The following is an 11,289-nucleotide window of genomic DNA, read 5'->3' on the forward strand; positions in this document are numbered from 1 at the left end:
TCTTGGTGAATTTTTGATTTTTCGGAAAACTGTGATGAACTGATTTTGACCGTTTTCCAAGGACATACGAACTAGGCGCGCGACCCCATGGCTATGATGGCTGCGCCGCTCAATGCTAGTCCGGCACCCAGTACATCACTCCAACGTGGCGTAATGCCATCTATACTCCATAACCAAACTATAGCTGTGGAAATATATACCGCGCCATAGGTAGCGTAGACGCGACCACTGGCAACGGGATGGAGTGTAAGCAACCAGACGAACGCGACCAGACTAACGACCGCTGGAAGTAGCAACCACGCTGAACCTTTGCCATTGAGCCATAGCATTGGCAGATAGCAGCCGAGTATCTCGGCAACGGCGGTTAAAAAAAATAATCCAAACGTTTTTACGAATGCAGTCAAAAGCATGGTGGAAAATTTCCCTGACCAGGATTGGCGTTATTTATATGGTAGGGGAGGAGTATACGGTACGGCAAATTTTTAAGGGTGTATTTTGTTTTTTGCCGATTTAAGCCAATCTATTGGCACACGCACGGTGTCGTTTCGCTGACCAAAGCGGAGTAACTTATCCTGTGGCTTAACCTGCACAGTTTCGGTATATTCTTGGTGGGTGTTGAACGGCATACACTAATAAAAATTACGCTTTAAGTGCTTCTTACTAGCCTCTTAATCACCTCTTGGTTACCCCTCAACTGCTCTTTAATAACAAAAGGAGATACGATGCTGGAACTCAGACCCACCTGTGAACACTGCAACAAAGCATTACCTCCGGCTTCACTTGACGCACGTATTTGCTCCTATGAATGTACCTTTTGTGCATCCTGCGTCGATAACGTTCTGGAGAATGTCTGTCCAAATTGTGGCGGCGGCTTTGTTCATCGACCGATCAGACCGGCAACAAACCGCAAGGGCGGTAATTTCCTCGGGACCGATCCGGCAAAAACCGAGGTTAAGCACAGGCCGGTCGATGCTGAGGTGCATGCGCGCTTTGCCGCTACAATCAAAGCAATCCCACCGGAGCAACGTTAGTCCTAAACAGGGATAACATGGACAGGCATGTATGGGCGCGGGCTCCTTTTTTACGTGTCATTGGTTCGTCACAATCGAACATTACAATCTGCCCGATTATGATGAGCAATACCTCCGACTAGCGATTCAGGCAGATTGCTGGTCCACCACCCGATGACGATTTATTGAAAAATATGACCTTTCCTCTACTAAATCGCGAACTCGGCGTCCTTGCCTTCAATGAGCGGGTGTTGGCCCAAGCGGAAGATTCAAACGTGCCTTTGCTCGAGCGCGTGCGCTTTGTATGCATTACCAGCAGCAACCTTGATGAATTTTCTGAAATTCGTATGTCGGGTTTGCAGGAACAAATGCGCGAATCGATCGATGGCGTGACGCCAGACGGAATGTCGCTACAACAGGCTTACACGGTCATCAGCGAGCGCGCCCAAAAACTGGTCGCTCGCCAATATGCGCTATTTAACGATGTGCTATTGCCTGCGCTCAATGCTGAGGGAATCGTTTTTTACGCAGAGTCGGATTGGGACGAAAAGCAGCGCGCCTGGGCGCACGAATTTTTTAAAACGGAACTGCTGCCGGTATTGACACCGATTGGTCTTGACCCAGCGCATCCTTTTCCCAAAGTACTCAACAAGAGTTTAAATTTTGCCGTCAAATTGAGCGGCAAAGATGCCTTTGGTCGCGAACCGGAACTTGCCATCGTTCAGGCACCGCGCGCGTTACCGCGATTGGTGCGCATGCCGGAAGAGTTGTCGCGTCATCCTTATGGCTTCGTTCTGTTAAGCAGCTTCATGCAATGCTTCGTGGGTGAATTATTCCCCGGCTTATCTATCGGCGGATGCTATCAATTCCGCGTGACCCGTAACAGCGATCTGTTTGTGGATGAAGATGAAGTCACCGATTTACGGCTGGCATTGCAGGGCGAACTCCCAACTCGCCAACTTGGCAATGCGGTGCGTCTGGAGGTTGGGGATGATATCCCCGCATCGTTAGTATTACGGTTACTGAACCAAAACGGTTTGCAGCAAGCCGATTGTTATCGCGTCAATGGTTCGGTCAATCTGGTCCGGTTGATGCCATTACCGGATTTGGTTGATCGCCCCGATTTGAAGTTTGTACCGCACACACCAGTGCTGCCAAAGTCGTTCTTTACCGGATCGTCGGTGTTTGATGTCATTGATCAGGATGATGTTTTGTTGCATCATCCCTACGAGAGTTTTCAGCCGGTTCTGGAACTGTTACAGCAGGCAGCAATTGATCCCGATGTGCTGGCCATCAAGCAAACTATTTATCGTACCGGTAATGAATCGGCGCTGATGAATGCGTTGATGCAAGCAGCAAAAAACGGTAAGGAAGTGACTGTCGTGCTGGAACTAATGGCGCGCTTTGATGAAGAAACCAATATCGGCTGGGCTGCCAAACTGGAAGCAGTCGGCGCACATGTTGTATATGGGGTCTTCGGTTATAAAACCCACGCCAAGATGCTGTTGATCGTACGCCGAAAACAACATGCCAAGCACACCAAACTCAAGCGCTACGTGCATCTTGGTACAGGCAACTATCACTCCCGGACTGCGCGTTTGTACACGGACTTCGGTCTGATGACCAGTGATGACAAAATGTGCGAAGACGTCCATAACGTGTTTCAGCAACTGACAGGATTCGGCAAGCAAGTTCAGCTTAAGCGTTTGTGGCAATCGCCTTTTACGTTACACGCGAATATTCTCAAGGCCATTCAGAAGGAAGTCGACGCTGCCAAAGCCGGACGGCAGGGCTACATCATTGCCAAGATGAACGCATTACTGGAACCAACCGTCATCGCCGCTTTGTACGAGGCCTCACAAGCTGGGGTAAGAATCCAGCTGATTATTCGCGGCGTATGTGCGCTGCAAGCCGGTGTTCCCGGCTTGTCGGATAACATCACCGTGCGTTCCGTTATTGGCCGTTTTTTAGAGCATCATCGGGTCTTCTATTTTTATGCAGACGGTGAGGAAAACGTGACACTGTCCAGCGCCGACTGGATGGATCGCAATTTATTCCGCCGCATTGAAACCGCATTTCCGATTCTTGACAGTAAGTTGAAGCGCCGGGTCATTGAAGAAAGTTTGCTGATACATCTGCAAGATAATGCCTCAGCATGGGATATGACGAGTGATGGCTCTTACAAAAAAGTGAAGCCGGGTGATGCAGAGCCATTAGTGAGTCAGATTGATTTGTTGGCGCGGTTTTGAGCGCGCTTCAATTAGTTGCGTAAAAAGCGCATTCATTGCTTGAGTCAAGTCTAGTTCGTTTCCATGCGATGTCAAATTGATGGAGAGGAATCTCTCTTTATCGTCAGGTATTAAGAGATATATTGCGTAGTCCGCCTGACTTAGCGCCGCGTTCTGCGGTTGATCGTGTCAAATACCTGCGCGACTCTATCTATATTCTGAAAGTCTACGTATCGCGTAACTGAGAAACACGAAATATTACGTATCAAAAAATCGCAACAACACCCACGCCACCTTTGAGAGCAAGCTTGGATGGATAGGAATATTCCTTACCATCGCTAGCGCCATTCATACCGCGTGTCTATTCGTGTTCCAGCAACTCCTAATCGGCGACGTTTTCCATACGTTCGTTACCCCGTGAATAAATTAATGGCTCGGATGTCACTCTGCCGTTGATTTTATTCAGTCAGCGCGCAATCTAGTGATACCAAAATAGATATCACTTATGAATAAAAAGTGATTGGTCATAGCGCCCAGGAATTTTTACACTATGCCAAGATTTAGCCAATAAGCGCGTATTTTTTCTTTTGGCTAGAGTAATCAGGTCGCTCACAGTTGCACTATATCTCTGGGGGCGAACTGAGCCCTGGATATCAAAATGAATATTGAATTTGTAAAAAAATTCATTTGTTTGATATCGCTAACATTCGTACTATAACGGGTGAAGTTGTTAAAAAGGTTGGCATTGAAAAGGTTAAGATGCGTTTGGGAAAGGTATTCCATCAAAGCCGTGCTACCTTATTTTGCGATAATAAAAAAAGTGTGCTGATTGGCGCCGGGCGAGGTTGCTGTAGAAAGCACATCACCGTTGTCGTTTGACCTAACACTAGCAGGTTCGTCGTACTTAATACTCGCAGCACCACAATAACTAAAGGAGACAAGTTGTGAAGATGATTAAATCCACGATTCTAGGATTGATGATAGGCCTAATTGGCGTTGCATCGCAGGCCAGCGCGCAGGAAAAAGCATTGGTCGGTATTTCAATGCCGACAAAATCCTCAGCGCGCTGGATCGCTGATGGTGACAATATGGTCAAGGTCTTCAAAGAAAAAGGTTACAAGACCGATTTGCAATACGCTGAAGATGACATCCCGAATCAGTTGGCGCAAATTGAAAACATGGTAACCAAAGGCGCAAAAGTCCTGGTGATCGCATCAATTGACGGCACAACGCTGTCCGACGTACTGCAAAAAGCCGCCGACAAGGGCGTCAAGATTATTGCGTATGATCGTTTGATCCGCAATTCCAAAAACGTTAATTACTACGCCACTTTCGACAACTTTCAGGTTGGCGTACTGCAAGCCGGTTATATCGTCAAAGCGCTCGATTTAAAAGATGGCAAGGGTCCATTCAATATTGAGCTTTTCGGCGGTTCGGCAGATGATAACAATGCCTTCTTTTTCTACAATGGCGCGATGTCAGTCTTGAAACCATATATCGATAGCGGCAAGCTGGTTGTTCGCAGCAAACAGCTGGGCATGGAAAAGGTTTCCACGCTACGTTGGGATGGTGCAGTTGCACAGGCGCGTATGGATAATCTGTTGAGCGCGTATTACACAAACGCACGGGTAGATGCGGTTTTGTCGCCATATGATGGCTTGAGTATCGGTATCATTTCATCGTTGAAAGGTGTCGGATATGGCACGCCAAAACTACCAATGCCTGTCGTCACCGGACAAGATGCCGAGATCCCATCGGTGAAATCAATTATCCGCGGCGAGCAACGCTCAACGGTCTTTAAAGATACGCGTGAACTCGCCAAGGTGACGGTCGGCATGGTTGATGCTGTGTTAAGCGGTAAGACACCGGCAATCAACGATACCAAAACCTATAACAATGGCGTGAAGGTTGTTCCTGCGTTCCTGTTGAAGCCGGTCGTTGTTGATGCGTCTAACTGGAAGCAAGTATTGGTCACTGGCAGCGGTTATTACACCGAAGCGCAAATTAAATAAAGTAATAAACCTGCGCGAAGAACCGTGGTTTCGATAGGAGAGTTGCTTCTCCATTCGATTCTGCGGTGCTGAATGGATGCGGTATTGATGTCGGTACTGAACCCGTCGCAAGTGCCGATTCGTACGATCAGCGAAGGTGTTAACGAAACCCTGTTATTAATATTCAGTCGAAATTTGGTTGTCAATCAAGTGCTGAAAGTTGCAACATTGCGGCGCTCTGGTGACGATAAGAGGTTATAAGATGGAAACGATCCTTGAGATGCGAGGAATCCAGAAAACATTCCCTGGCGTTAAAGCGCTGGACAATGTGAACCTGGTAGTCCGCAGTGGCGAAATTCATGCTCTCGTGGGCGAAAACGGGGCCGGAAAATCAACCTTGATGAAAGTGTTGAGTGGTGTGTTTCCCTACGGCACCTATTCAGGTGAAATACATTTTCAAGGTCAGGAACGCCAATTTAAAGATATTGCCGATAGCGAAAAGATCGGCATCATCATCATCCATCAAGAGTTGGCATTAGTGCCGTTGTTGTCGATTACAGAAAATATTTTTCTTGGCAACGAGCAGGCCACTAACGGTATTATCGATACGGCTTTGTCGTACAACAAAGCCAAAGAACTCCTGCAAAAAGTCGGGCTGAAAGAATCGCCGAGTACGTTGATCACGAACTTGGGTGTTGGTAAGCAGCAGTTGATTGAAATTGCCAAAGCGCTCTCTAAAAAAGTCAAATTGCTGATTTTGGATGAGCCAACCGCCAGCCTGAATGAAAGCGACAGCGACGCATTGCTCGAACTGTTGCTGGAACTCAAGGCTGAGGGAATTTCTTCGATCCTTATTTCACATAAACTCAACGAAATTTCGAAGGTAGCGGACTCGATTACGATCTTGCGCGACGGCACGACAGTCGATACGCTGGATTGCCACAAAGAAGTGATCAGCGAAGATCGCATCATCCAGAACATGGTTGGTCGTGAAATGGCTGATCGTTATCCGAAGCGCACACCTGACATTGGCGAAACCATATTTGAAGTAAAGCAATGGCGCGTGCATCATCCGTTGCACCCTGATCGGGAAGTGATCAAAGGCGTCGATTTTCATGTAAAAAAAGGCGAAATTGTCGGCATCGCCGGATTGATGGGCGCGGGTCGTACCGAGCTGGCGATGAGTATTTTTGGACGGACTTACGGCAAGCGTATCAGTGGCAAGGTTTTTTTGCGTGGCAAAGAAATTGATGTCGGCACAGTCCAAAAAGCAATTAACCACGGCATCGCGTATGTCACCGAAGACCGAAAAGGTTACGGTCTGATTCTGGATGAGGATATACAAAAAAATATCACTCTGGCGAATCTTGACGGCGTGTCTAAGATGCTGGTGATTGATGAAGGGCAGGAATATAAAGTCGCTGCCGATTACCGCAACAAATTACGGATTCGCTGCGCCAGTGTGTTTCAAAAAGTGTTGAATTTATCGGGTGGAAATCAGCAAAAAGTGGTGCTGAGTAAGTGGCTGTTCTCCCACCCTGATGTGCTAATTCTCGATGAGCCGACGCGCGGGATTGACGTCGGTGCAAAGTACGAGATTTACAACATCATCAGTCAATTGGCTGCTGAGGGAAAATGCATCATCATGATCTCATCGGAAATGCCCGAATTGCTGGGAATGTGTGACCGTACTTATGTCATGAACGAAGGAAACTTCGTTGGTGAGTTTTTGGCGGCAGAAGCGTCTCAAGAAAAAATTATGCGCGCGATTGTAAAAAACGCGAAGATCGGAGATAACTAATATGAACTCAAAAATGGCAGCAGCAGAGACACAACTTCCTGGCCCTATACCAATCGCGGAAACCAAAGACTACGCAGGTTTTCTCAAAAAGAATATGCGTGAGTACGGGATGTTGCTGTCGTTGATAGCGATCATGGCGTTCTTCCAATACATGACAAATGGCACGCTGATGCGGCCATTGAACCTCACCAATCTGGTGTTGCAGAATAGTTATATTGTCATCATGGCTCTTGGGATGTTGATGGTGATTGTCGCGGGACACATCGATTTATCGGTGGGTTCGGTAGTCGGTTTTGTTGGTGCGCTGGCGGCTGTTCTGATGGTGAATTTTCACCTTAACTTTATTCTTACTATCGTAATTTGCCTGATTGCTGGCGCTGTTATCGGTGGCGCGCAAGGTTATTTTGTGGCATTTTTTCGGATACCGTCGTTTATCGTTACGCTTGCCGGGATGTTGGTATTTAAAGGATTAACACTGGCGTTGCTGGACGGACAGTCGGTAGGACCGTTTCCTGATACATTTCAGCGACTCAGCTCAGGATTTATCCCTGATCCACTAAACGGTGTCGACTTGCGCACTACATCGTTGCTTGCAGGCGTTGCTGTTGCTGCAATCTTGATCATTGTCAAAATTCGGGGGCGGTTAAGCCAAACCAAGCATGGAATGGAGGACGAACCGCTGACGTTTTTTATCATTAAAAATATCGTGTTTGTGTCCATCATCATTTATTTCAGCTACTTGCTTTCGACTTACAAAGGGATGCCAAACGTATTGATCATCATGTTTGCATTGATGGTCGTGTACACCTTTATCGCTAATCGCACGACGCTAGGTCGCCGCGTCTACGCTGTCGGTGGTAACGAAAAGGCCGCAAAATTATCTGGTATCAAAACAACACGTGTATCGTTTTATACCTTCGTCAACATGGGCTTGCTGGCTGCTTTGGCGGGACTCATTTTTGCCGCACGCCTGAATACTGCGACACCAAAAGCCGGTACCGGATTTGAACTAGATGTAATTGCTGCCTGTTTCATCGGTGGCGCTTCGGCATCCGGCGGTGTCGGCAAAGTTATGGGCGCTGTGATCGGCGCGTTTGTGATGGGTGTGATGAACAACGGCATGTCGATAATGGGTATCGGAATTGACTATCAGCAAGTCATTAAAGGTCTTGTATTGCTAGCTGCTGTTTGTGTCGATGTCTACAACAAGAACAAATAAGCGCAACGCTTATTGTAAGAATTATTGCAAGACCTTTTAAGCGCCAGGTCTTACGTTTCAAGACCTGAGGTCGCTTTACAACCTAGATCAATTTTTTCATTTGCATCCTGTATCCCGGCGATCCAGTGGATGCTGCTCATCTTTTAAAAGAAGGCCAACCATGACTATCGACAAAAAACGTCCATTACGCTCCGCCGAATGGTTTGGCACCAATGACAAAAACGGCTTCATGTATCGTAGCTGGATGAAAAATCAAGGCATTCCTGATCATGAGTTTCAAGGAAAGCCCATCATCGGGATTTGCAACACCTGGTCCGAGCTAACGCCATGTAATGCCCATTTTCGCAAAATTGCGGAACACGTAAAAAACGGGATTTTAGAGGCGGGCGGATTCCCGGTTGAGTTTCCGGTTTTCTCCAGCGGCGAATCCAATCTGCGTCCTACGGCAATGCTAACCCGTAATCTGGCAAGTATTGATGTAGAGGAGTCGATCCGTGGCAATCCGATGGATGCGGTGGTGTTGTTGGTCGGCTGCGATAAAACCACGCCCGCTTTGCTAATGGGCGCGGCCAGCTGCGATATTCCCGCCATCGTCGTCACGGGTGGCCCGATGCTGAATGGCAAACATAATGGCAAAGATATTGGTTCCGGCACGGCGGTTTGGCAGTTGAGCGAAGCCGTCAAGGCAGGCCAGATTACCATGCACGAATTTATGTCGGCAGAAGCAGGTATGTCGCGGTCGGCCGGCACCTGCAACACTATGGGAACGGCGTCGACCATGGCCTGTATGGCCGAAGCACTAGGTACGTCATTGCCACACAATGCTGCCATTCCCGCTGTTGATGCGCGACGCTATGTGCTGGCACATATGTCGGGAATGCGGATTGTGGAGATGGTATGGGAAGATCTGCGCCTATCCAAAATTCTAACGCGTGAAGCGTTCGAAAATGCGATCCGTGTGAATGCCGCCATCGGTGGTTCCACCAACGCGGTGATTCATTTGAAAGCGATTGCGGGCCGTATCGGGGTCAATCTGGAGTTGGAAGATTGGACTAACATTGGCCGCGGCACACCCACGATCGTTGATTTGCAACCGTCCGGCCGCTTCTTGATGGAAGAGTTCTATTACGCTGGTGGCTTACCCGGTGTTTTGCGTCGACTTGGTGATGGCAATCTGCTGCCGCACAAGGATGCATTAACGGTGAATGGCAAATCGATCTGGGAAAACACATTAAGTGCGCCGGTGTACAACGATGAGGTGATTCGAACGTTGGATAATCCGCTGATTGCTGATGGCGGAATTTGTATTCTACGCGGTAATCTGGCCCCACGCGGGGCAGTACTAAAGCCTTCAGCTGCCTCGCCGGAATTGATGCAGCACCGTGGTCGCGCTGTTGTTTTTGAGGATTTCGATCACTATAAGATCCGTATCAACGATCCTGATCTGGACGTCGATGCAAGCTCGGTGCTGGTGATGAAAAACTGCGGCCCTAAAGGGTATCCGGGCATGGCTGAAGTCGGCAATATGGGGCTTCCACCAAAATTGTTAGCGCAAGGGGTCAAAGATATGGTGCGAATTTCGGACGCAAGAATGAGCGGTACTGCGTACGGCACAGTGGTGTTGCACGTAGCGCCGGAGGCAGCCGCCGGTGGCCCGCTGGGCATCGTACAGGATGGCGACTGGATCGAGCTGGATTGTCATGCAGGACGCTTGCATCTGGATATCAGCGACGCAGAAATGGCGGAGCGCCAGACCGCACGGGCGGCAGCAGTGGATACCAATGCGCCGACCATGAAAGGTGGCTATCAACAGCTTTACATTGACCGTGTGCTGCAAGCAGATGAAGGTTGCGACTTCGATTTCCTGGTTGGTTGTCGGGGGTCGGCAGTGCCAAAGCACTCACACTAACCAATGAACGTAATCGGTCAGGTCTCGCTGTTTTAATCAAAAGAACTATGTGGTTTTGGCGAGGTTTGTACCGTTTTAAAAAGCATTTTTTAATCGGAACAGCCATGTTATTAGTTCAATTCAAGCAACCAGACAACAGCCGCCATATCGGCGTTTTAGATAGCGACAGTGAGACCATTCGCCTGATTGACGGTTACGCGACGACTTATGCGTTGGCGCAAGCAGCTATCGCCAAAAAAACATCCCTAAAAGATCTCGCCACCAGTGCATTGGGTGAGACTGTTGTGGATTATGTAACCGTCGCTGAACAAGGTCGACTTTTAGCGCCGTTGGATCATTCCGATCACGCGCATTGTTTTGTTACTGGCACTGGCTTAACGCATCTCGGCAGCGCTGATGGCCGTGACGCCATGCATAAAAAAGTCAGCGCTATCGATACGCTCACCGATAGCATGAAAATGTTTCGTATGGGACTCGACGGTGGAAAACCCGCAGCAGGAAAGTTGGGCGTTCAACCAGAATGGTTCTACAAAGGTGATGGCTCGATCGTACGCGCCAGTGGCGAAGCGTTAACCATGCCGCACTTTGCGTTAGATGGCGGCGAAGAGCCTGAAATCGCGGCCTTGTACGTGATCGGTGTCGATGGCTCCCCGTATCGTTTGGGTTATGCAATTGGTAACGAATTTTCAGACCACGTGACTGAGCGCCAGAATTACCTCTACTTGGCGCATTCCAAGTTACGCCAGTGTTCACTGGGACCGGCTTTATTGTTGGGAGAATTACCCTCCCACGTAGAAGGGATGTCACGAATTCTCGACACCGCAGGCGCAGTGCGCTGGGAGAAACCATTCGTCAGCGGTGAGGACAACATGTCGCATACCATCGCCAATTTGGAATATCATCACTTTAAATATCCATTATTTTGCCGTCCAGGTGACGTGCACGTGCATTTCTTCGGCACAGCGACACTAAGTTGCGTGGATGGAATTGAAGTATCAGCGGGCGAAACCTTTGAGATCGACGTAGCCGCATTCGGACCACCTTTGCGCAATCGACTTGCCGTGGAAGAACTATCGCGTCCTATAATTCATTCTCTTTAAGCTTTCGCTAAGCCATTAAACATCTGCCGTT

At 48.5% G+C, this 11,289-nt stretch carries 8 protein-coding genes; 7 read left to right on the plus strand and 1 reads right to left on the minus strand.

The features are described 5' to 3' along the window. Positions 1-71: 71 nt before the first annotated feature. Complete coding sequence (locus ACXX82_RS18160) at positions 72-410, minus strand: YnfA family protein (protein WP_323506215.1); 339 nt, start codon at positions 408-410, stop codon at positions 72-74. 312 nt (positions 411-722) lie between these two features. On the opposite strand from ACXX82_RS18160, the gene ACXX82_RS18165 reads away from it, so the two are divergent. From ACXX82_RS18165 to araD1, 7 genes are all read left to right on the plus strand, one after another. Next, positions 723-1,031, plus strand: a complete 309-nt coding sequence (locus ACXX82_RS18165; protein WP_322237105.1) for a DUF1272 domain-containing protein — start codon at positions 723-725, stop codon at positions 1,029-1,031. 173 nt (positions 1,032-1,204) lie between these two features. After that, positions 1,205-3,259, plus strand: coding sequence for a polyphosphate kinase 1 (gene ppk1 / locus ACXX82_RS18170; RefSeq protein ID WP_323506216.1), 2,055 nt, complete (start codon positions 1,205-1,207; stop codon positions 3,257-3,259). Positions 3,260-4,188: 929 nt separating this feature from the next. Further along, entirely contained in the window at positions 4,189-5,250 is a 1,062-nt protein-coding gene (gene chvE, locus ACXX82_RS18175) for a multiple monosaccharide ABC transporter substrate-binding protein (protein WP_458564023.1), read from the plus strand. 241 nt (positions 5,251-5,491) lie between these two features. Beyond that, a complete protein-coding gene (mmsA, locus tag ACXX82_RS18180) occupies positions 5,492-7,030 on the plus strand; it encodes a multiple monosaccharide ABC transporter ATP-binding protein (RefSeq protein WP_458563427.1) in 1,539 nt (512 codons plus the stop codon). 13 nt (positions 7,031-7,043) lie between these two features. Beyond that, entirely contained in the window at positions 7,044-8,249 is a 1,206-nt protein-coding gene (gene mmsB / locus ACXX82_RS18185; protein WP_416186871.1) for a multiple monosaccharide ABC transporter permease, read from the plus strand. A gap of 160 nt (positions 8,250-8,409) precedes the next feature. Continuing rightward, positions 8,410-10,158, plus strand: coding sequence for an IlvD/Edd family dehydratase (locus ACXX82_RS18190; protein WP_322237114.1), 1,749 nt, complete (start codon positions 8,410-8,412; stop codon positions 10,156-10,158). Positions 10,159-10,262: 104 nt separating this feature from the next. Then, positions 10,263-11,258 (plus strand): AraD1 family protein, encoded by a 996-nt coding sequence (gene araD1, locus ACXX82_RS18195; RefSeq protein WP_322237115.1) that lies wholly within the window; start codon positions 10,263-10,265, stop codon positions 11,256-11,258. The last annotated feature ends 31 nt before the right edge of the window (positions 11,259-11,289 follow it).

Source organism: Glaciimonas sp. GNP009 (assembly GCF_054343755.1).